Origin of the sequence: Macrococcus epidermidis (assembly GCF_003259695.1) — a bacterium.
In the GTDB taxonomy this organism is placed as follows: Bacteria; Bacillota; Bacilli; order Staphylococcales; family Staphylococcaceae; genus Macrococcoides; species Macrococcoides epidermidis.
Genome location: NZ_PZJH01000012.1, coordinates 1 through 21,951 on the forward strand (window position 1 = coordinate 1; position 21,951 = coordinate 21,951).

Consider the following 21,951-nt stretch of genomic DNA (forward strand, 5'->3'; position numbering starts at 1 on the left):
AGGTCACACCTGTTCCCATACCGAACACAGAAGTTAAGCTCTCTAGCGCCGATGGTAGTTGGTCTTACGATCCGCGAGAGTAGGACGTTGCCGGGCAATGCATAGGAGATCCTTCGGGGTCTCTTTTTTGTTTATATATTTAATCATATGTTTATATGAGTGGGCGAAATAATAACTATTTCGCCCACTCGGCATATAAATTTTACAAAAAAGTATATCGAGTGGTCGAATTGTGCCATAATTCGACTACTCAGTCGCACATACTAATTTTTCTTTATATATTTCGCTCCTTTAGTGCTCCCAATTTTCTCACAATATTGATGTAAATATCTCTTCAATGTCGTAGCATTCACACCAGTATATTTCTCAAGCTCTTTTCTCGTAAAACTGCCATTTTTAAATAAACTAATATCTTCTATAGCTTCAACGATATAATCTTTTTTACCTATCTCAAAACCACAAATACATTGCATTGTTCGTTGAGACTTTTCTTCAAACATCCCAATAGCACCACAGCTAATGCATTTAATCCCTTTTTCTATATAATCGTAATCATAAAAGTGAACTCGGTTGTAATCTTTATCTACATGATGTTCAACTAATAAGAGCCCCAATTTCATATCTTCATTATGAGAAACAAGTGTTTTCAAATATGTTATTACTTCAGTCATTTGACTAAAAAGTACAATATGCTCATTTCCATTGTAACCTTTTAACTTAAATTCAGGATTCACAAATAAAATTCGGCTATTAACTTTGTACTGAAAATGATTCATCTTTATAAATTGTTCTAACTTACGGTGCGCTCGATCTAGTTGACTGAGCAGCCCTTGATGTACATAACCTTGTTCACTAATAAAGTTCCCATTATCAAAACGATATAATCCTGAATAATTTTTAATATCAATATGTATAACCGTATCATTTGCTATAAATAAAAAATCATATTGAGCTGTGCCAAACATATCTAGCGTTAAATCCCATATGCGTACTAATTGCTCAAAACCTTTTATATGCTCAAAAAAAGCATATTCTCCTTCAAATCCCTTTAAATAATTTCTTAAGTTTTGATAATCCAGGTCTTCCAGAATAACTCGTCCATTTATTTTACATAAATATTGATAGTAAAAGTTTCGATGATGCCGTTTGAGTAGCATTTGAGCCTCCATAAATTATTGCAATAACCGCTTAATAATTGTTTCTATTTTATCATCCTCAAAACTTCCAAATCCAATAATATATTGATTGCTATAACGTGTATTCTGCCCTTCATAATAATCTTGAATGGTATTTATTTCAATATCACGTGTATTTAATTTCTCTTTCGTTTCAAATACAAAGTGCATACCAGCATCACTTCCATATATTTCGAAATTATTAAAATGTTCATCAATCAAATCCAATGTAAGTTCTAATTTCTTCTTATATATTTTACGCATACGATTAATATTGCGCTCAAACTCACCATCTCTTAAAAAAGATGTAATCATAAACTGTATATGTTTAGGAACAGTATTGTTAGGTTTATTTTCTAGGGTAAAATATTTCTCCAATAACAACTTCGGTAACACCATATAAGCCACACGAATACTAGGAAAAATCGACTTTGAAAACGTGCTCATATAAATAACTTTGTCATTTGCACTCATGCCTTGTAAAGCTTTCAAAGGTCTTCCTTTATATCTGAATTCACTATCGTAATCATCCTCAATAATAAATCTCTCACCATTATCTGCCCATTTTAATAACTCGATGCGGCGCTTCGCGCTGAGCACAATGCCTGTTGGAAATTGGTGACTGGGCGTGACATGAACGACGCTAGCACTATTTCCTAAAGTACTTGCGATAATACCATCTTCATCAACATTTACATTAATATAATCACGTTCCTCATATTTTAAGACTTTCTTGATCAAAGGATATCCTGGATTTTCAATGTAATACTTTCGCGCTCCTAGAATTCTAGTCAATAAAGTAAACAGTTGTTCAGTAGAGCTGCCAACGATAATTTGTTCATTATTACAATTGACCCCGCGAGAATGATATAAATATCTTCGAATTTCGTTTCTTAACGATAACTCTCCTTGTACATCCCCTCGTTCAAGTAATTCAATTTGTTCTTCTTCAAATGCATCACGCGCATATTTTCGAAACTTCTGGAATGGAAATGATTTAATGTGACTGTCTTCAATTTTAAATGAAATCTTTTTACTAGAATCTATATTCTCCTTCAGTTCCACCGTCTCTCGGGGTATCGTATGAATCGTCTGAATATCTTCAACAAAAAATCCGACTTTAGGTTTCGAATATATATAGCCTTCATCTAAAAGCTGTTGATATGCAATTTCTACTGTTGTTAAACTTAAGTTTAAATGACTGCTTAGTTTTCTTTTAGAAGGTAACTTCTCATTAAACTGTAGTTTACCTCCTAATATATCTTCCTTTATAAATTGATAAAGCTGTGTATATAAAAATTCCTTCTCCTCAAAGCGATATGTGAGCATCTCCATATAAACTGACCCCTTAAATATATTCAAAACTGGTACTTTTATAATACCAAACATTACGTTACATTAGTCTATGTAAACAAAAATTCAGACTATTTAGAGGTGTAAAGATGAGTAAAATTGTAGGATCAGATAAAGTTAAACGTGGTATGGCAGAAATGCAAAAAGGTGGCGTTATTATGGATGTTGTTAACGCTGAACAAGCTAAAATTGCTGAAGCTGCTGGAGCAGTAGCTGTAATGGCATTAGAGCGTGTACCAAGTGACATTCGTGCAGCAGGTGGCGTAGCACGTATGGCTGACCCACGTATCGTTGAAGAAGTAATGAATGCAGTATCTATTCCTGTTATGGCAAAAGGCCGTATCGGTCATATTACTGAAGCACGTGTATTAGAAGCTATGGGTGTTGACTATATCGATGAATCAGAAGTATTAACACCAGCTGATGAAGAGTTCCACTTAAAGAAAGATGAATTTACAGTACCTTTCGTTTGCGGATGCCGTGATTTAGGAGAAGCAGCCCGTCGTATTGGTGAAGGTGCAGCGATGTTACGTACGAAAGGTGAGCCTGGTACAGGAAATATCGTTGAAGCTGTGCGTCACTTACGTAAAGTAAATGCACAAGTGCGTAAATTATCTGTTATGAATGATGATGAAATTATGACAGAAGCAAAACTTTTAGGTGCACCTTATGAAGTATTAAAAGAAATTAAAGCTTTAGGTAAGTTACCAGTTGTAAACTTTGCTGCAGGTGGTGTTGCTACACCAGCGGATGCAGCTTTAATGATGGAATTAGGAGCTGACGGTGTATTCGTAGGTTCTGGTATCTTCAAATCAGAATCACCTGAAAAATTTGCGAAAGCAATCGTTCAAGCGACTACGCATTATCAAGACTATAAATTAATCGGTGAACTTTCTAAAGAGTTAGGTGCAGCGATGAAAGGTTTAGATATTAATAAACTTTCTTTAGAAGAAAGAATGCAGGAACGTGGCTGGTAAGATGAAGATTGGTGTATTAGCACTGCAAGGTGCTGTAAGAGAGCATATTCATCATATTGAACTGGCAGGTCACACAGGGGTGCCTGTAAAGCGTGTAGAACAACTAGAGGATATCGATGGATTAGTATTGCCCGGGGGAGAGTCGACAACGATGCGTCGTCTGATGGATCTCTATGGCTTTACTGAAACGTTACGCCAAAGTGAATTACCGATGTATGGTACATGTGCTGGTTTAATCTTACTTGCAAATGATATCGTCGGATATGATGAAGGTCATCTAAAGAAGATGGACATCACTGTTGAACGTAATTCATTTGGACGACAAGTCGATAGCTTTGAAGCCGATCTAGACGTTAAGGGCATTGAAGAACAAGTCAATGCAGTCTTTATCCGTGCGCCACATATTGTATCAGTTGGACCGGAAGTGGAAGTATTAAGTTCAGTAGAAGATAAGATGGTAGCAGTTAAACAAGGAAAATATCTCGGTATATCATTCCATCCGGAACTTACTGAAGACTTTAAGATTATGAAATATTTTATAGAAGAAATGGTTCAATCATAAACTCCAGTGCACACTGGAGTTTTTTCTTTTAGAAATTATTTAATGCGTGCTATAATCTATCAGTACAAAATAAGTGATAAAGGAGTATTTATCAATGAAAGGGTTAACATTAAAAGAAGCAATTGAATCACGTCATTCTATTAAAGAATTCGATCCCGAAGTAAAAATTCCACAAGAAACGATGGAAGAGATGATTGCACTTGCTACTAAAGCACCATCATCTATCAACTTGCAGCCGTGGCGTTTTGTCATTATTGAGGCGGATGAAGCGAAAGAAGCGATTCGAGATCATGTGCAATTTAATACACGTCAACTTGATACAAGTGCTGCGTTTGTCCTTGTACTTTCAGATAACAATCATGTGAACGACCTGGATAGAATAATGCAGAAGAATGTTTCAAAAGGTTATATGAATCAAATTGTAAAAACTGAAAATACACAAATCATGCAGCAGTTAATTGATAAAGCGCCTAAAGAATTAATGTATGCGCAAGGGATGATGGATGCTGCAATGGCAGCGATGCAGTTTATGCTGATTGCGAAAGATTATGGTTATGACACGAATCCTATCGGAGGATTTGAGCGTCTGGAAGTACTGGATGCCTTAAATATTGATAGTGAACGTTATGCGCCAGTAATGTGTATTGCAATAGGTAAAGGTATAAAAGAACATTATCCATCGAGCAGACATGATGTTTCAGAAATAATGTCATATAATATTTCTGAAACAGGTGTTATTGGTAAGAAAAAAGGATTCTAACAAAAAAAGCTCAATCTGAAAATTTCAGATTGAGCTTTAACTATTATAAGAAGAATCCAGCGATTGTTGCTGAGATGAATGATACAAGTGTTGCACCATATAATAATTTTAAACCGAAACGAGCAACGACATCACCTTGTTCATTGTTCAATGATTTGATTGCTCCTGCAATAATACCGATAGAAGAGAAGTTCGCAAATGATACTAAGAATACTGATACGATACCAATTGCACGTTCTGATAATTCGCCGGTATTACCTTTAACGATTGACTGAACGTCTAACATAGCAACAAACTCATTCGATACAAGTTTCGTCGCCATAATCGATCCTGCTCGCACTGCATCATCCCAAGCAATACCTGTTAAGAATGCAAGTGGTGCAAACACATAACCTAGAATAGTCTGGAAGTTGACGTCACCAGGTGTAAATGCATCAACGATACCATTAAGCATCGCGATTAAAGCGATATATCCGATTAACATTGCAGCAACAATTACCGCAACCTTAAATCCATCTAAAATATATTCTCCTAACATTTCAAAGAATGATTGTTTCTTTTCATCCGTATTTGTCCCCATAATTACAGCATTTTCTTCTTCTGCTGAAACAACGTAAGGGTTAATGATTGAAGCAATGATAAAACCGCCAAATAAGTTTAAGATAATAGCTGTTACGACATATTTAGGTTCAATCATCGTAAAATATGCCCCGACGATAGATAGTGATACCGTACTCATTGCTGAAGCAGTCAACGTATATAAACGGTGCTTTGGAATAAAAGGTAATTGTTTCTTAATAGAAATGAATACTTCTGATTGACCTAAAATTGCTGCAGCTACTGCATTAAATGATTCTAATTTCCCCATACCGTTTACTTTAGAAATCAACCACCCTAAATATTTAATAATGAATGGTAAGATTTTTAAGTATTGTAAGATTCCGATTAAAGCTGAAATAAATGTGATCGGTAATAATACATCCATAAAGAAAGTTGAAGCAGCAGGTACTTTACCGACAGCTGGATTTTCCAGACCACCAAATACGAAGTTGACACCTTGTTCTGCATAGCCTAGTAAATAACCAAAACCAGTAGCTAATGCTTCTACTAATTTGATTCCACCTGAAGTTTTAAGTAAAAGAAAAGCAAGTAGAAACTGAATGGCCATCATGATACCGATATATTGCCAACGCACACTCTTTTTATCTGAACTCATAACCCACGCAAGTAACAAGAAGACAACAAGACCGACGATACCGATAATATAATTCATGAAATCTCTCCTTTAGTCATATTTTTTATACTATAGATATCATACTACACAACGAATGAAAGCGCTAAACAATTTTTCAACTTATTATGAAAATTTGTTCATCAAAAAAGGTCAAACAAATTATTTGATTAACAAAGTAGGATTAAATATAATTAAGTCAAAGAAGGTCAAAGGTGGGTGATGTCATGCACAATATGTCAGATATAATTGAACAATATTTAAAACAGTTACTCGAAGAAGCGCAGGATGATGTTGTCGTAATTAAACGTGCACATATTGCTGAAAAGTTTGATTGCGTTCCATCACAGTTGAACTATGTCATTAAAACGCGCTTTACGAATGAACACGGCTATCAGATTGAAAGTAAACGTGGTGGCGGAGGATATATTCGTATCACAAAGATTGAATCAAATAATAAGGCGGCATTTATTGAGCATTTAATGGAATTAACGGGTAAACAGATTTCACAACAAAATGCAGAACGTATTATAGAAGGTTTACACCAAAATGAATTGATTAATGAGCGCGAGAAAAAGATTATACTTGGTACGATTCATCGTGATGTTTTAATGGTAGATGTACCTTATCGTGATTATATACGCGCTAACATTTTACAAAATGTGCTGAATATCATTCATTATAACTAAGGAGAGATTGTATGCCATACGAAGAAGAATTTTCAATGAATCAGTTACTCAAACACTTGTTAAATAGTGGTGAGTTTCAAGCAGCCCATACACCTAACAAGTGTCCAAATTGTGGACTGACTTTAAGAGAAGCATTACACATCGGCAAATTTGGTTGTCATGAATGTTATAACACTTTTAGTGATTATGTACCGCAAGTTATTGAACGTGTGCAAGCCGGTAATTTACAGCATATTGGTGTAACACCACATAAATCACAAGAAAAGATTGCACTGAAGAAAAAGATAGAAGCACTGGAAGAGAAATTACAAACATTAGTAGAAAAACAAGCGTTTGAAGAAGCGGTTGATGTGCGTGATGAAATTCGTGCACTTAAGGAAGGTGGAGATACACATGCTGAATAAACATCTTCAGAATATATTAAGTGACTGGATGCAGACAGCTGATGAACCTGCCGTTATCTTAAGTTCACGTATCAGACTCGCACGTAATCTGGAAAATTTCGTTCATCCGATGATGTTTGCTGAAGATACTGCTGATAAAGTAATTGAAGAAGTATCGAATGTATTAACGGAGGATTACGAACTAATAAAGATGGCTGAAACACCGATGAAAGAGCGCCAAATGCTGGTTGTTAAACATTTGATCAGCAAAGAATTGATGGATACGAAACACGGTGCAGTATTAATCAATGAAGATGAATCAGAAAGTATCATGGTTAACGAAGAAGATCATATTCGTATACAAGTTTTAGGACATGATTTATCACTGCACCATTTATATGAAAGAGCACGCACTATAGACAAAAAACTTGATGAAAAACTTATGATTTCTTATGATGAGCACTACGGTTATCTCACAACATGTCCAACAAATATTGGAACAGGTTTACGCGCAAGTGTTATGCTACATCTGCCGGGGCTTTCTATAATGAAACGTATGTCGCGAATCGCACAAACGATTAATCGGTTTGGATTTACGATTCGTGGTATTTATGGGGAAGGTACACAAGCTTTAGGACATGTGTATCAAGTGTCAAATCAGTTGACGCTCGGTAAATCAGAAGAAAGTATCATCGATGATCTAACGCAGGTTGTTGAACAAATTATTGAAGAAGAAATCAATATGCGTAAGCGTATGAATAATTATGACCATGTCGATACAGTAGATAGAATCTACAGAAGCTTAGGGATACTCAAGTATAGTCATAAAATTTCTGTAGAAGAAGCGAGTCTTAGATTAAGTGAGATTAAACTGGGTATTGATATGGGCATCATAAAAGATACACCATTTAGGTTTAATGAACTGATGGTTGCTATACAGGCACCATTTATTGATAAATTGTATCCAGAAAATAAACAAATAGATGAAAAAAGAGCACAAATGCTACGAGAGCATTTGTAAGGAGGATAAAATATGTTTGGTAGATTAACTGAAAGAGCGCAGCGCGTGTTAGCACATGCACAAGAAGAAGCGATTCGTTTAAATCATAATAATATTGGCACAGAACACTTATTATTAGGCCTTGTGAAAGAACCTGATGGTATTGCTGCGAAAGTGTTAGCAGCATATAACATTACAGAAGAAAAAGTTGTACAGGAAGTAGAACAATTAATTGGTCATGGCACAGATATGGGTGGAACGATTCAATACACACCACGTGCTAAAAAAGTAATTGAATTATCGTTAGACGAAGCACGTAAACTTAACCATAACTTTGTTGGTACTGAGCATATTCTATTGGGATTAATTCGTGAGAACGAAGGTGTTGCAGCACGCGTGCTTGCAAATCTTGATTTAAATATTACGAAAGCACGTTCTCAAGTCGTTAAATTATTAGGTAGTCCGGAAATGGATGCTAAAGGTCATGGTGAAGCGAAAGCACAAGGCACACCAACATTGGATGGATTAGCGCGTGATTTAACGGTTATCGCTAAAGATGGTACATTAGACCCTGTTATTGGTCGTGCTGATGAAGTAACGCGTATCATTGAAGTATTAAGCCGTCGTACGAAGAACAATCCGGTATTGATCGGTGAACCAGGTGTTGGTAAAACTGCCATCGTTGAAGGATTAGCACAAGCAATTGTAAACAATGAAGTGCCTGAAACGTTAAAAGGTAAACGTGTTATGAGTTTAGATATGGGTACAGTTGTAGCTGGTACGAAATACCGTGGTGAATTTGAAGAACGTCTTAAAAAGGTAATGGATGAAATTCATGCAGCTGGCAACATCATTTTATTCATTGATGAATTACACACATTAATTGGTGCTGGTGGTGCTGAAGGTGCAATTGATGCATCAAACATTCTGAAACCTGCATTAGCACGTGGAGAAATTCAATGTATCGGTGCAACAACTTTAGAAGAATACCGTAAATACATCGAAAAAGATGCAGCGTTAGAACGTCGTTTCCAACCTGTTCAGGTAGATGAACCAAATGTAGAAGATGCAATTGAAATTTTACGTGGTTTACGTGACCGTTACGAAGCGCATCACCGTATTCAAATTTCTGATGAAGCATTAGTTGCAGCCGTAAAAATGAGTGATCGTTACATCTCTGATCGTTTCTTACCAGATAAAGCGATTGACTTAATTGATGAAGCAAGTTCAAAAGTGCGTTTACGTAACTATACAACGCCACCAAGTTTAAAAGAACTTGAAGCTGAACTTGAAAAAGTAAAAAATGAAAAAGATGCTGCAGTGCATTCTCAGGAATTCGAACAAGCAGCAGCGTTACGTGACAAACAGTCACAACTTGAAAAGCAATTAGATGAAACGAAAAAAGAATGGCAAAAAACGCAAGGTTCTAACAACACATCAGTAACGCCTGATGATATTGCAATTGTTGTTGCGAACTGGACGGGTATTCCATTAAATAAAATTGCAGAAACCGAATCACAAAAATTATTGAACTTAGAAGAAATTTTACATGATCGTGTAGTAGGACAACATGATGCGGTTGTATCAATTTCTAAAGCTGTACGTCGTGCTCGTGCTGGACTAAAAGACCCGAAACGTCCAATCGGAAGCTTTATCTTCTTAGGACCAACTGGTGTTGGTAAAACTGAGCTTGCAAGAGCTTTAGCAGAAGCGATGTTTGGTGAAGAAGATGCAATGATTCGTGTAGATATGAGTGAATTTATGGAGAAACATAGCGTGTCTCGTTTAGTAGGTTCACCTCCAGGATATGTTGGTTTTGAAGAAGGTGGCCAATTAACTGAGAAAGTGCGTCGTAAACCGTATTCAGTTATTTTATTCGATGAAATTGAAAAAGCTCACCCAGACGTATTTAACATGTTATTACAAGTGTTAGATGATGGTCGATTAACGGATTCTAAAGGACGTACAGTAGACTTTAGAAATACTGTAATCATTATGACAAGTAACGTTGGGGCTCAGGAATTAAAAGATAATAAATTCGTAGGATTTGGTGGTAGTGATGCGGCACAGGATTATGAAACTATCCGCAAAACGATGATGGATGAGTTAAAGAAACAGTTCCGTCCTGAGTTCTTAAATCGTATTGATGATATTATCGTGTTCCATAAGTTGGAGAAAGAACAATTAAAAGAAATCGTTACGTTCATGGTCAATGGCTTAACGAAACGCTTAAAAGAACAAGATATTTATATTACATTAACAGACGCTGCGAAAGAAAAAGTAGCTGATGATGGATACGATCCAGAATATGGTGCACGTCCGTTAACACGTTCTATCCAAAAGAACATCGAAGATAAGTTATCTGAAGAGTTATTAAAAGGTGAAGAATTAGCTGGCCACAATGTGACAATTGATTATAAAGATGGCGAATTTGTAATTACAAAAGAAAAGCAATAATGAAACTCATACTGCTGAAATAATAGTAGAAACACTGTTATTTCAGCAGTATTTTTATTTTTTAAATATTATTGCATCATATTAGGGGTTAACATTGTCTAAACATGCAAAAAGATTTAAAATAAATACATATTATAATGGGGGGGAATATATTGGCTAAAGTGAAATCAACTTTTGAATGTATGGCCTGTGGTTACCAGTCCCCAAAATGGATGGGTAAATGTCCGAATTGTGGCGCCTGGAATCAGATGGAAGAAGTCATCGAACATAAACAAAAAGGACCAAAAACAGCAATACATCAGCAAGATTCAAATTCTAAAGTAGAAAAATTAAAAAATATAACGAAAGAAAGTGTGCCAAGAGACCATACGCAAATGGGAGAACTTGACCGTGTATTAGGTGGCGGTATTGTCCCTGGCTCACTCGTGCTCATTGGTGGCGATCCTGGTATCGGAAAGTCAACATTGTTACTGCAAGTGTGTGCGATGTTGTCACAACGTCATCCTGTACTTTATATATCTGGTGAGGAATCGGTAAGACAAACAAAACTCCGTGCAGATCGCTTAAAGGAAGATGCTGGAGAGTTAGATGTGTATGCGGAGACAAATCTTCAAATCATCCATGAAACCGTGAAGAAGATGCAGCCGAAGTTTTTAGTGATTGACTCGATTCAAACGATTTTTCATCCGGAAGTAACGAGCGCACCAGGTTCAGTATCTCAAGTGCGTGAATGTACGCAGGAGTTAATGCGTATTGCAAAGCAGATGAATATTGCGACGTTTATCGTCGGTCACGTTACAAAAGAAGGGCAAATCGCAGGACCACGTTTACTTGAACATATGGTGGATACTGTACTTTATTTTGAGGGCGATACACATCACAGTTACCGTATTTTACGCGCCGTGAAAAACCGTTTCGGTTCTACAAATGAAATGGGCATTTTTGAAATGCGCAATACTGGCCTTACAGAAGTATTAAACCCGAGCGAAATGTTCTTAGAAGAACGTACGAAGAATGTAGCTGGGTCTACGATTGTTGCGACAATGGAAGGCACACGTCCACTCCTTGTTGAAGTTCAATCATTGGTATCACCTACATCATTTCATAACCCTAGACGTATGGCGACGGGTATTGATCACAATCGTTTAACACTGTTAATGGCAGTACTGGAGAAGAAACAAGGTTATCTGTTACAGCAACAGGATGCCTATGTCAAAGTAGCAGGTGGTGTGAAATTAGATGAACCCGCTGTTGATTTAAGTATTATTATCAGCATTGCGTCAAGTTATAATGATAAACCAACCCGTGGCGATGACTGCTTTATCGGAGAAGTAGGTTTGACTGGAGAAGTAAGACGTGTTGCGCGTATTGAACAACGTGTGCAGGAAGCAGAAAAACTTGGATTCAAACGTGTCATTATTCCAAAGAACAATATCGGTGGCTGGGATTTCCCAGGGAATATTGAAGTGATTGGTGTAACAAACATAAGCGAAGCATTAAAGCTTGCATTTTAAGGAGGTGAAAATATGTTAAAGAAATTAGTAACGTTAATATTTATTGTAGTAGGTGCAAGCTTAGGGATTTTTGCGATACCTGAATTGATTCGTTTATTTAATTTGAATGTTCCTGAAATTCTGAAGAATGCATATGTTGATGGTGCGATTGGGATTATTGTCTTTTTTATTTTATTTTATTGGTTGATTGATCGCGTAGTTAACCTCATTATTAAAGGTGAAAAATCTTTATTAAACATTAATTTTATGGAACTTATCTTTGCAACGCTCGGTATGATTTTAGGATTGATGATTGCTTCGATGATCAGTTTAATCTTTAACTTTATGGGCTTTACATTACTCAAAAATACAGTGCCGGTTATTCTGGCGGTTGTATTAGGTTATTTAGGGTTTCAGGTTGGACTAAAGAAACGTGATGAAATTCAAAGTTTCTTACCAGAACGATTCCAGAGCAGTTCAAACAAACGCCGTGTGCTGGATAATACGAAATTATTGGATACGTCGGCAATCATTGATGGCCGTATTTTATCAATCGTAGAATGTGGATTCTTAGATGGTACAATTATTGTTCCTCAAGGCGTATTAGATGAATTACAGCTTATCGCAGATTCAACAGACGGTATGAAGCGCGATAAAGGACAACGTGGACTGGACATTTTAAGTCAGCTTCAGAACACAGGTCACCCGATAAAGATTGTCCCTGGTAATAAAAACATTAAAGAAGTCGACCAATTATTAGTCGCAATGGCAAAAGAATCGAAATCGAGCGTTATTACAACAGACTTTAACTTAAACAAAGTATGTCAGGTGCAAGGCATTAAAGTATTGAATGTGAATGATCTATCTGAAGCAATTAAACCAGTTGTCGCACAAGGTGATCAGTTTATGCTGAATGTGACGAAAGCTGGGAAAGAAGAGAACCAAGGTGTCGGATATTTAGAAGATGGCACAATGGTCGTTGTAGAGAATGGTAAACATTTAATTAATAAACAAGTGAACGTGGAAGTACAATCAGTACTTCAGACTGCTTCAGGCAGAATTATATTTACAAAGAAAGTGAATGACTAATATGTATGACGTAATCATTCCGGCAGCAGGCATGGGTAAACGCATGCAGGCGAATCAAAATAAAATATTACTGACAATCAATCATAAATCAATACTTGAACATACCGTTCAAGTATTTCAAAATGATGATAATTGTCGGGCGATTCATCTAGCTGCACAACGTGATGAAATAAGCACGTTACAATCAATGCTCACAAATTACAGTAAAATAGACATTATCACTGAAGGTGGTAGTGAACGCCAATACAGTATTTATAACGTATTAAAAGCGATTGCGCCATGTGGATATGTATTTGTGCATGATGCAGCAAGACCATTTGTTACGCAGCACACTTTAGACAAACTATATGAATCGGTGCAACAAAATCACAGTGTTATCGCAGCTGTGAAAGTAAAAGATACCATTAAACGTGTAGAAAACAATCAAGTTACAGAAACATTAAAACGAGATGAATTATGGCAAATACAAACACCACAGGCATTTAGCTATCAGTTACTACTTGATGCATATAATAAAGCAGATGCAGATCGCTTTTTAGGTACAGACGATGCATCACTTGTTGAACGTATTTCTAAAGTTCATATCGTAGAAAGTGATTACGACAATATCAAGATTACAACGCCGGAAGACATGTTCTTCGCGGAAGCAATACTGAAGAAAAGAGGGTTATGATGAGAATTGGATATGGATATGATGTACACCAATTAGTCGAAGGTAGACCATTAATCATCGGCGGGATAGAGCTTGTTCATGATAAAGGCTTACTGGGTCATAGTGATGCTGACGTATTATTACATGCGATTACGGATGCGATTTTAGGTGCGGTGTCTCTTGGTGACATCGGAAAGTTCTTCCCGGATGATGATCCTAAATATAAGGGGGCGGATTCTAAGATTTTATTGAAAGCTGCGTACCAGCACGTCCTTGATTTAGGTTATGAAATCAGGAATTTAGATGCAACAATCATTGCGGAAAAGCCGAAATTCAGACCGCATATTGACGCGATGCGTGAATCTATTGCGAACGTCTTAAATACGGACATTTTCAATGTGAATGTCAAAGCGACGACGAATGAGAAGATGGGCTATTTAGGCCGACAAGAGGGAATACAAGCTCAAGCTGTGGTATTATTATTAAAGAAAACTAATTAATGGAGTGAATATAATGAGTAAAGTAAGAGTAAGATATGCACCAAGTCCGACTGGTTTCTTACACATCGGTAATGCACGTACTGCATTATTTAACTATTTATTTGCAAGACATAACGGCGGAGATTTTATCATCCGTATTGAAGATACAGATACTGCACGTAATGTTGAAGGCGGAGAAGCGAGTCAGTTAAAGTTCTTACAATGGTTAGGTATGGACTGGGATGAATCGATTGATAAAGATGGTGGATATGGTCCATATCGTCAATCTGAACGTGCGGATATTTACAATCCGATCATTGAAAAATTATTAGCTGAAGATAAAGCATATCGCTGTTATATGACTTCTGAAGAGTTAGAAACAGAACGTGAAGCACAGCTTGCGCGTGGAGAAATGCCGAGATATGGTGGTAAACATGCACACTTAACAAAAGAAGAAGAAGCTGCTTTAATTGCTGAAGGTCGCGAACCTGCTATTCGTATTCGTGTACCGAAAGATAAAACTTATACATTTAATGATATGGTTAAAGGTGAAGTATCATTTGATTCTAACGGAATCGGTGACTGGGTTATCGTGAAAAAAGATGGTATTCCAACGTATAACTTCGCGGTAGCAATCGATGATCACTTTATGGAAATTACTCACGTTATCCGTGGTGATGACCATATTTCAAATACACCGAAACAAATGATGGTGTACGAAGCGTTAGGATATGATATCCCGACGTTTGGCCACATGACGTTAATCGTAAATGAAGACCGTAAGAAATTATCTAAGCGTGATGGTTCAATCATACAATTTATTGAACAATATCATGATTTAGGTTACTTGCCAGAAGCATTATTCAACTTTATCGGATTACTTGGCTGGTCTCCAGAAGGTGAAGAAGAAATCTTCTCGAAAGCGCAATTTATCGAAATGTTCGATGAGAAACGTTTAAGCAAATCACCAGCATTCTTTGATAAACAAAAGCTTGCATGGATCAACAACCAATATATGAAGACAAAAGATTTAGATACAGTATTTGAAATGACGTTACCGCACATGGAAAAAGCAGGTCTTATTTCAAACAACCCAACAGAAGCAGAACTTGCATGGGCAAAATCTTTAGTAAGTTTATATCAACAACAAATGAGCTACGCTGGTGAAATCGTTGAATTATCTGAGTTATTCTTCAAAGATGAATTAGCATTAGACGAAGAAGCATCAGAAGTTGTAAACGGTGAGCAAGTACCTGAGTTAGTAAAATCTTTAACAGCTCAACTTGAAGCGTTAGATACTTTTGACGCGGCAAGCATTAAAGCGGCAATTAAAGCAGTTCAGAAAGAAACTGGTATTAAAGGCAAGAACTTATTCATGCCGATTCGTGTGATGGTATCTGGCCAAACACATGGTCCTGAATTACCGAATACAATGGAGTTATTAGGTAAAGATAAAGTTATCGAGCGTTTAAGTGTTTACGCATAATGAAACAAAAATAGTTGAAAAATAATCGCAATCTATTATAATCAGAATATGAGAATAAGTAGATAGTTAAATTATCTAAAGAGAGCATACGGTTGGTGCAAGTATGTGATAAATTAATTGTTGAATGCATCTCATCGTGTTAATTGCATATTTTTAAAGTGAGTAGATTTATCTACTAATCAGAGTGGAACCGTGCAGAAGCACCTCTTATTTTAGAGGTGCTTCTTTTTTATATTGGGAGGTGTGTGTATGTTCGCAAGAATTAAAGATGACATTAATATGGTGTTTGAACAGGACCCGGCTGCAAGAAGTAGTTTAGAAGTGTTTTTGACATATTCAGGATTACACGCTGTATGGTGGCATTTAGTTGCGCACTGGTTCTTTAATCATAAAATGTATTTTATCGCACGTGCGATCAGTCAGATTTCAAGATTTTTCTCAGGTATTGAAATTCACCCTGGTGCAAAGATCGGTAAAAGATTGTTCATTGACCATGGTATGGGCATTGTCATCGGTGAAACGTGTACGATTGGTAATAACGTAACAATTTATCAAGGTGTGACACTAGGCGGTACAGGGAAAGAGAACGGGAAACGTCACCCTGATATCGGAGATAACGTGTTGATTGCGGCAGGCGCAAAAGTACTCGGGAATATTCAAATCGGTAACAATGTGAATATTGGTGCGAATTCTGTCGTATTGAAGTGCGTACCTGACTTTTCTACTGTAGTGGGTATTCCAGGACACATTGTAAAACAAAATGGTGTTAAAGTCGGTAAGAGCTTTGAACATACAAATTTACCGGATCCGATTTATGAAAAATTAAAAGAATTAGAACGTCATTTAGAGGCTACAAAAAAAGGAGAGATTGTTGATGATTACATTATATAACACGTTAAGTCGTAAAAAAGAAAAGTTCGTACCATTAGAAGAAGGTAAGGTGAAGATGTATGTGTGCGGTCCTACCGTATACAACTACATTCATATCGGTAATGCACGTCCTGCAATCAGTTTCGATGTCGTTAGACGTTACTTTGAATACCGTGGCTATGAAGTCAACTACGTGTCGAACTTTACAGATGTTGACGACAAACTCATTAAAGCTGCCAATGAATTAAATTCGACTGTGCCAGAAGTAGCTGATCGATTTATTGAAGCGTACTTTGAAGATACGAGTGCCCTTAATTGTAAGCATGCGACACATCACCCACGTGTTATGGATCATATGGATGATATTATTTTGTTTATCGAAGAATTGATCAAGAAAGACTACGCCTATGAAAGTGGCGGAGATGTTTATTTTAGAACACGTAAATTTGATGGATACGGGAAGTTAAGTCATCAGTCAATTGACGAACTTAAAGTCGGTGCACGTATTGCAACGGGTGAACTAAAGGATGATGCGTTAGATTTCGCGTTATGGAAATCAGCAAAGCCTGGTGAAATCAGCTGGGATTCTCCGTGGGGTAAAGGTCGACCAGGCTGGCATATCGAGTGTTCAGTAATGGCGAAGAAACATTTAGGTGATTCCATTGATATCCATGCAGGCGGTTCTGATTTAACATTCCCACACCACGAGAATGAAATCGCGCAATCTGAAGCACATAATGACACAACATTTGCAAATTACTGGATGCATAACGGGTTTATCAATATTGATAACGAGAAGATGAGTAAGTCGTTAGGCAACTTTATTTTAGTGCACGATATCATTAAAGAAGTTAATCCGAATGTATTGCGTTTCTTTATGATCAGCGTACATTATAGAAATCCAATCAACTACAATATGGAGCTTGTTTCTAGCGCGAAAGCAGGGCTTGAACGTATTCAAAATGCATATGCAGCGCTGCAGGAAAGAAAAGAAATTTCTGTAGGGATTGTTGATCACACTGAGATGATCAAAGTAGTTGATGATATTTTAGTGCAATTTGAAACAGCGATGGATGATGATTTTAATACAGCAAATGCAATCACAGCTTGGTATGAATTAGCGAAACAAGCCAATATCTACAATCAGAATGAATCAACAGATTTAAAAGTGATTGATCGTTTCCTGGAAGTGTTCGAAATCTTTAGTGAAGTATTAGGTGTCAAACTGGTTGAAGAAAAAGAATTGCTTGATGCTGACATCGAAGCATTAATAGCAGAACGTGAAACAGCACGTAAAGAAAGAAACTTTGCACGTGCAGATGAAATTCGAGACTTATTAAAAGAACAAAATATTATTCTGGAAGATACGGCACAAGGTGTGAGATTTAAACGTGGTTAACGAAGCGAGTCTTTATAATCCACTGACACTTGCTTATTTAGGTGATGCAGTACTCGATTTACATGTCAGAAATTATATCGTAAGAGAAAAGAATAAAAAGCCGAATGAACTCCATCGTCAGGCAACATTTTTTGTATCTGCTAAAAGTCAGGCGCAAACGTTTGATACTTTAGTTGATGAAGGTTATTTTACTGAACAGGAAAAAGAAATATTAATGCGCGGACGTAATGCCAAAAGTCATACCCGCGCGAAAAATACAGATGTTATTTCCTATAAGAAAAGTACCGCACTTGAAGCGGTTATCGGTTATTTACATTTAAATAACGAAACAGAACGATTACAGACGCTGCTGGATAAAATCATCACGTTATGTGAAATGAGGGGTAAATAATGAAAAAAGAAACAACTGATGAAATGATAGTAGGACGTCATGCTGTGAAAAGCGCGATTGAGTCGGATCACGAAATCAATAAAGTGTTCATCCAGGAAGGCATCAATAAATCACAAATTTCAAGCATATTAAATTTATGTAAGGAAAGAAAGATTATTGTTCAGACAGTACCGAAATCAAAGCTTGACCATTTATCGGATGTACCACATCAAGGGATTATGGCGATGATTTCACCATATGAATATGTAGATCTGGATGACTTCTTAAATGCGCGTGATAAAGATAAGTTAAGCACGATTATGATTCTTGATGGTTTAGAAGATCCACATAATCTCGGTTCTATTTTAAGAACGGCAGATGCGATTGGAATAGACGGTATATTGATTCCGAAACGTCGTTCAGTAAGCTTAAACCAAACGGTTGTGAAAGCTTCAACTGGCGCGATTGAACATGTGCCGGTAATGCGTGTCACAAATATTAGTCAGGCAATAGATAAACTGAAAGAAGCAGGATACTGGGTTGCGGGGACGGATGCCAGCAAATCAGTTGATTACCGTAAGATGGATGCTAATATGAACCTTGCGATTGTTATTGGTTCAGAAGGTGAAGGAATGAGTAGGCTCGTTAAAGATAAATGTGACTTCTTAATTCACTTACCAATGGTTGGACATGTTAATAGTTTGAATGCTTCAGTGGCAGCGAGTTTGTTAATGTACGAAGTTTATCGTAAAAGGAACCCACTTGACGCATGATAAAAAAATATACCATCATTGATGGTTATAATGTCATCGGACAAAGTTCACGACTCAAACAACTCGCACAAGAGTCATTAGAAGAGGCACGTATTCAACTATTGCTTGAAATTGCGAATTATAATGCACGTATTGCGGATGAAATGATTGTAGTGTTCGATGCATATGATGTGAAATCTCATGAGCGCGAAGAAGTGTTTCATGGCATCCGTGTTGTCTATTCTCGGGAAAAGGAAACGGCTGATGCAGTTATTGAACGGCTTGTCTACGAGATGTATGAAAAGCACATTACAACGATCAAGGTCGTAACGAGTGATTTATCAGAACAGCATACGATATTTGGCAGTGGTGCGTTAAGAATCCCGTCCCGTGAGTTTATCAACAATTTGCGTGAAGAAGAAATCAATGTGGCGAAAGATATGGTGAAGATGGATAACAATAAACCGCGTACACGTATTGAAATCGATCAGAAAACGAAAGAGCGATTAGAAAGATTAAGGCGCGGAGATTATTAATTCAAGATAATTTTATTGTTTGAGATAATCATTTATTACATTTAACCTAAAGAAAAATACATCTAGAGGTTAAGCGCATGTTTAAAACTTATACACAAATGATTTGTGAAGAACAAACAATGTATCATCTTAAGCCGGTAGAACATATTGTAAAAGATATTCAGAGTGGTAATATCGATGCTTTTGATAGTCTTGTAGCAAGACTACGTAATGGTATTGAAGTCCATATTCGTAAAATTTCGTATAGAGACCATGAAGCTTTATATCAAGAGAGTCTGATTGCGTTATATCAGGCAGTGAAAGTCTATGACCCAATAAAAAGCGATAATTTTGAAAGGTTTTATTTTTACCATTTGAAATATGCGTTGCTGGATTATGTGAGGGAGTTGCAGAAAGAGCGCAATCGTCCTATTGTGAGCTTTGAAACGACGCAGTATGACGATGAACCATCGCTTGAAGCGTTCATACAGGATGTGAACGCATTGCACCCTGATATTGAAAGTGAACTTGTTGATTTACAGTCGCGTATGACTCCTGTTGCATTGCAATTGAGTCCGCTTGAATATCGCGTCCTGGAATATTTAAAGGAACAGATGCCTGTCAAAGCGATGGCAGCAATTGAGAATGAATCGCTGAAAACAATTCATAATGCAATTTCAAGATTGAAAGTTAAGATTAAATCCTTCATACAAGGTACATGTTAGTTTGACAAATTACAATTTCACCGTTATATTAAACTAGGATTAGAATGAATGAATGTGATGATTAGACGTGAACAATATAGTACTAAAAAATAAGTATCGAATTACGGTTCGGTCTATTTTTTATCAATTTAAACATGACGGAGGCAAACGCATGGAACATAAAGAAAATTTCTTTCAAGGTGTTATTTCTGAGATGAAAAAAACTTCATGGCCAACTGGTCAGGAAGTTGTTAGAGATACAACAATCGTAGTATTAACTGTATTATTCTTTATTATTTTCTTTTACGCAATCGATTTAGGCATTTCTGAGCTTATTCGATTAATTAACTAAGGAGGCATATTATGTCTGAGGAAAGCAAAAAGCATTGGTACGCAGTTCATACGTATTCAGGCTATGAAAACAAAGTAAAAGACAACTTAGAAAAACGTCTTGAATCTATGAATATGCAAGATCAAATCTTTAGAGTTGTTATTCCGGAAGAAGAGGAAACAACGATTAAAGACGGTAAAGCAAAAACATCTGTAAAGAAAACATTCCCTGGTTACGTTTTAGTAGAGCTAGTGATGACGGATGAATCTTGGTATGTTGTACGTAATACACCAGGTGTTACAGGTTTCGTAGGATCTGCCGGTGCAGGTTCTAAACCAAATCCATTATTACCAGAAGAAGCTAAGTTTATTTTGAAATCAATGGGTATGAACGAAAAAACGATCGATGTTGAAATTGAAGTCGGTGAACAAGTGCGCGTAACGAGCGGTCCTTTTACAAACCAGGTTGGTGAAGTGAAAGAAATCGATATCGAGAAATACAAATTAACAGTATTAGTAGATATGTTTGGCCGTGAAACACCAGTTGAAGTTGAATTCGATCAAATCGAAAAATTATAATATAAATTTTAAAAAAATAAAATGTAAATTTTCACTTGCAATTTTTATGAGTAAGTGGTAATATTTTATGGTCGTGCTAATTAGTACGGTTGTTGAGTGGGAGGGTAAATATCATACCCTGTGACCACATCACGATATTATAGGAGGTGCACATCGTGGCTAAAAAAGTAATCAAAGTTGTTAAATTACAAATCCCAGCAGGGAAAGCGAATCCAGCGCCACCAGTTGGTCCAGCATTAGGTCAAGCAGGTGTTAACATTATGGGATTCTGTAAAGAATTTAACGCGCGTACACAAGAACAAGCAGGTTTAATTATTCCGGTTGAAATTTCTGTATTTGAAGATCGTTCATTTACATTTATCACTAAAACACCACCTGCAGCAGTTTTACTTAAAAAAGCAGCTAAAATCGAAAAAGGTTCTGGTGAACCGAACAAGACTAAAGTTGCTACAGTAACTGAAGATCAAGTACGTGAAATCGCTGAAGCTAAAATGGAAGATTTAAATGCAGCAAGCGTTGAAGCGGCAATGAGAATTGTTGCTGGTACTGCTCGTAGTATGGGTGTAGAAATTAAATAGTATTTTAAGATTTAACAAGCAGACTTATCTAAGTCTGCTCTTGCACTGTTATAGACAGTGCCCGTGGG

At 36.7% G+C, this 21,951-nt stretch carries 24 protein-coding genes, 1 rRNA gene and 1 other annotated feature; of the genes, 22 read left to right on the plus strand and 3 right to left on the minus strand.

Translation table 11 applies throughout. From position 1 onward, the window contains the following. Window positions 1–96, plus strand: a 5S ribosomal RNA gene (gene rrf / locus BHU61_RS12855); the annotation flags it as partial. A gap of 167 nt (window positions 97–263) precedes the next feature. Here the strand turns inward: rrf and BHU61_RS12860 are convergent. Both BHU61_RS12860 and pdxR read right to left on the minus strand, forming a co-directional pair. Beyond that, window positions 264–1,157 (minus strand): nuclease-related domain-containing protein, encoded by an 894-nt coding sequence (locus BHU61_RS12860; RefSeq protein WP_170122564.1) that lies wholly within the window; start codon window positions 1,155–1,157, stop codon window positions 264–266. A gap of 15 nt (window positions 1,158–1,172) precedes the next feature. Continuing rightward, the gene (gene pdxR, locus BHU61_RS12865) at window positions 1,173–2,510 is read right to left on the minus strand and encodes a MocR-like pyridoxine biosynthesis transcription factor PdxR (RefSeq protein ID WP_170122565.1); all 1,338 of its coding nucleotides are present in this window, start codon (window positions 2,508–2,510) and stop codon (window positions 1,173–1,175) included. 107 nt (window positions 2,511–2,617) lie between these two features. Here pdxR and pdxS point away from each other — a divergent pair, with 107 nt between their 5' ends. The 3 genes from pdxS (at window position 2,618) to BHU61_RS12880 (ending at window position 4,827) form a co-directional block, all read left to right on the plus strand. Beyond that, window positions 2,618–3,505, plus strand: a complete 888-nt coding sequence (gene pdxS / locus BHU61_RS12870; RefSeq protein ID WP_099482278.1) for a pyridoxal 5'-phosphate synthase lyase subunit PdxS — start codon at window positions 2,618–2,620, stop codon at window positions 3,503–3,505. Window position 3,506: 1 nt separating this feature from the next. Then, window positions 3,507–4,067 (plus strand): pyridoxal 5'-phosphate synthase glutaminase subunit PdxT, encoded by a 561-nt coding sequence (gene pdxT / locus BHU61_RS12875; RefSeq protein WP_111717449.1) that lies wholly within the window; start codon window positions 3,507–3,509, stop codon window positions 4,065–4,067. 94 nt (window positions 4,068–4,161) lie between these two features. Further along, window positions 4,162–4,827, plus strand: coding sequence for a nitroreductase family protein (locus tag BHU61_RS12880; RefSeq protein WP_111717451.1), 666 nt, complete (start codon window positions 4,162–4,164; stop codon window positions 4,825–4,827). A 43-nt stretch (window positions 4,828–4,870) separates the two neighbouring features. Here BHU61_RS12880 and BHU61_RS12885 read toward each other — a convergent pair whose 3' ends face one another. Further along, window positions 4,871–6,100 carry a NupC/NupG family nucleoside CNT transporter gene (locus BHU61_RS12885; protein WP_111717453.1) on the minus strand — a complete coding sequence of 410 codons (1,230 nt, stop codon included), beginning with the start codon at window positions 6,098–6,100 and terminating at the stop codon, window positions 4,871–4,873. A gap of 185 nt (window positions 6,101–6,285) precedes the next feature. Here BHU61_RS12885 and BHU61_RS12890 point away from each other — a divergent pair, with 185 nt between their 5' ends. The 18 genes from BHU61_RS12890 (at window position 6,286) to rplK (ending at window position 21,883) form a co-directional block, all read left to right on the plus strand. Then, window positions 6,286–6,747 (plus strand): CtsR family transcriptional regulator, encoded by a 462-nt coding sequence (locus tag BHU61_RS12890; RefSeq protein ID WP_099577322.1) that lies wholly within the window; start codon window positions 6,286–6,288, stop codon window positions 6,745–6,747. Between the two features lie 11 nt (window positions 6,748–6,758). Further along, complete coding sequence (locus tag BHU61_RS12895; protein ID WP_111717455.1) at window positions 6,759–7,151, plus strand: UvrB/UvrC motif-containing protein; 393 nt, start codon at window positions 6,759–6,761, stop codon at window positions 7,149–7,151. Then, the gene (locus BHU61_RS12900) at window positions 7,141–8,151 is read left to right on the plus strand and encodes a protein arginine kinase (RefSeq protein WP_111717457.1); all 1,011 of its coding nucleotides are present in this window, start codon (window positions 7,141–7,143) and stop codon (window positions 8,149–8,151) included. The genes BHU61_RS12895 and BHU61_RS12900 overlap by 11 nt, the downstream gene beginning before the upstream one ends. A gap of 12 nt (window positions 8,152–8,163) precedes the next feature. After that, window positions 8,164–10,587, plus strand: a complete 2,424-nt coding sequence (locus BHU61_RS12905; protein WP_099577328.1) for an ATP-dependent Clp protease ATP-binding subunit — start codon at window positions 8,164–8,166, stop codon at window positions 10,585–10,587. Between the two features lie 152 nt (window positions 10,588–10,739). After that, window positions 10,740–12,101, plus strand: coding sequence for a DNA repair protein RadA (gene radA, locus BHU61_RS12910; protein ID WP_096077851.1), 1,362 nt, complete (start codon window positions 10,740–10,742; stop codon window positions 12,099–12,101). A gap of 12 nt (window positions 12,102–12,113) precedes the next feature. Next, window positions 12,114–13,169: a PIN/TRAM domain-containing protein gene (locus BHU61_RS12915; protein WP_111717459.1), complete on the plus strand. Its 1,056-nt coding sequence runs from the start codon at window positions 12,114–12,116 to the stop codon at window positions 13,167–13,169. Window position 13,170: 1 nt separating this feature from the next. Then, window positions 13,171–13,842 (plus strand): 2-C-methyl-D-erythritol 4-phosphate cytidylyltransferase, encoded by a 672-nt coding sequence (ispD, locus tag BHU61_RS12920; protein WP_338066953.1) that lies wholly within the window; start codon window positions 13,171–13,173, stop codon window positions 13,840–13,842. Continuing rightward, window positions 13,839–14,321 (plus strand): 2-C-methyl-D-erythritol 2,4-cyclodiphosphate synthase, encoded by a 483-nt coding sequence (gene ispF / locus BHU61_RS12925; protein ID WP_111717462.1) that lies wholly within the window; start codon window positions 13,839–13,841, stop codon window positions 14,319–14,321. Before ispD ends, ispF begins: the two co-directional genes overlap by 4 nt. 13 nt (window positions 14,322–14,334) lie before the next feature. After that, window positions 14,335–15,786 carry a glutamate--tRNA ligase gene (gene gltX / locus BHU61_RS12930; RefSeq protein ID WP_111717464.1) on the plus strand — a complete coding sequence of 484 codons (1,452 nt, stop codon included), beginning with the start codon at window positions 14,335–14,337 and terminating at the stop codon, window positions 15,784–15,786. Between the two features lie 42 nt (window positions 15,787–15,828). Beyond that, window positions 15,829–15,997 (plus strand) — a binding site (T-box leader). Window positions 15,998–16,035: 38 nt separating this feature from the next. Then, window positions 16,036–16,677, plus strand: coding sequence for a serine O-acetyltransferase (gene cysE, locus BHU61_RS12935; protein ID WP_111717466.1), 642 nt, complete (start codon window positions 16,036–16,038; stop codon window positions 16,675–16,677). Beyond that, window positions 16,661–18,055, plus strand: coding sequence for a cysteine--tRNA ligase (gene cysS / locus BHU61_RS12940; RefSeq protein ID WP_111717468.1), 1,395 nt, complete (start codon window positions 16,661–16,663; stop codon window positions 18,053–18,055). Before cysE ends, cysS begins: the two co-directional genes overlap by 17 nt. Then, on the plus strand, window positions 18,048–18,446 hold the full coding sequence (locus BHU61_RS12945; RefSeq protein WP_111717470.1) for a Mini-ribonuclease 3: 399 nt from the start codon (window positions 18,048–18,050) through the stop codon (window positions 18,444–18,446). Before cysS ends, BHU61_RS12945 begins: the two co-directional genes overlap by 8 nt. Next, window positions 18,446–19,198 (plus strand): 23S rRNA (guanosine(2251)-2'-O)-methyltransferase RlmB, encoded by a 753-nt coding sequence (rlmB, locus tag BHU61_RS12950; protein ID WP_096077859.1) that lies wholly within the window; start codon window positions 18,446–18,448, stop codon window positions 19,196–19,198. The genes BHU61_RS12945 and rlmB overlap by 1 nt, the downstream gene beginning before the upstream one ends. Next, window positions 19,195–19,713 (plus strand): NYN domain-containing protein, encoded by a 519-nt coding sequence (locus BHU61_RS12955; RefSeq protein WP_111717472.1) that lies wholly within the window; start codon window positions 19,195–19,197, stop codon window positions 19,711–19,713. The genes rlmB and BHU61_RS12955 overlap by 4 nt, the downstream gene beginning before the upstream one ends. Before the next feature lie 77 nt (window positions 19,714–19,790). Further along, window positions 19,791–20,417 (plus strand): sigma factor, encoded by a 627-nt coding sequence (locus tag BHU61_RS12960; protein ID WP_111717474.1) that lies wholly within the window; start codon window positions 19,791–19,793, stop codon window positions 20,415–20,417. A 151-nt stretch (window positions 20,418–20,568) separates the two neighbouring features. Then, a complete protein-coding gene (gene secE, locus BHU61_RS12965; RefSeq protein ID WP_099577350.1) occupies window positions 20,569–20,748 on the plus strand; it encodes a preprotein translocase subunit SecE in 180 nt (59 codons plus the stop codon). An 11-nt stretch (window positions 20,749–20,759) separates the two neighbouring features. Further along, entirely contained in the window at window positions 20,760–21,305 is a 546-nt protein-coding gene (nusG, locus tag BHU61_RS12970) for a transcription termination/antitermination protein NusG (RefSeq protein WP_099577352.1), read from the plus strand. Between the two features lie 155 nt (window positions 21,306–21,460). Continuing rightward, the gene (gene rplK / locus BHU61_RS12975) at window positions 21,461–21,883 is read left to right on the plus strand and encodes a 50S ribosomal protein L11 (protein ID WP_096077864.1); all 423 of its coding nucleotides are present in this window, start codon (window positions 21,461–21,463) and stop codon (window positions 21,881–21,883) included. Window positions 21,884–21,951: the final 68 nt, after the last annotated feature.